We start from the raw sequence: 275 nt of genomic DNA, 5'->3' as shown, positions 1-275 counted from the left end.
GAGCGCACCGTCGCCTGGCTCGGCGGCTTCCGCCGACTCCACCGCCGCTACGAACGCAAGGCCGACCACTTCGCCGCCTTCGCCAGCATCGCCGCAGCCCTCATCTGCACCCGACGACTATCCAAATGAGATGTCTTCTAACGAGTTGGTGCGTGATAGCGAGTGGGGCCTTTGTGCTGCGGGTGGCATGATCGCGGCGTGCGGATCATGGTCAATCGGGCGGTTCTGGCGCATCGGCTGTTTACCGGTGTCTCCCGGCGGCATCTGGGCAGTCT

Annotated in this window: 1 pseudogene; it reads left to right on the top strand. The window is 64.7% G+C overall.

The features are described 5' to 3' along the window. Positions 1 to 129 (top strand): annotated as a pseudogene (locus PUR61_RS33185) (IS5/IS1182 family transposase); the annotation flags it as partial. Positions 130 to 275 lie beyond the last annotated feature (146 nt).

The sequence above is a fragment of the Streptomyces sp. BE20 genome, from assembly GCF_036322525.1.
Classification (GTDB): domain Bacteria; phylum Actinomycetota; class Actinomycetes; order Streptomycetales; family Streptomycetaceae; genus Kitasatospora.
Note: the sequence above shows the minus strand (reverse complement) of the source record. Positions and strands in the feature narration are given on the sequence as shown.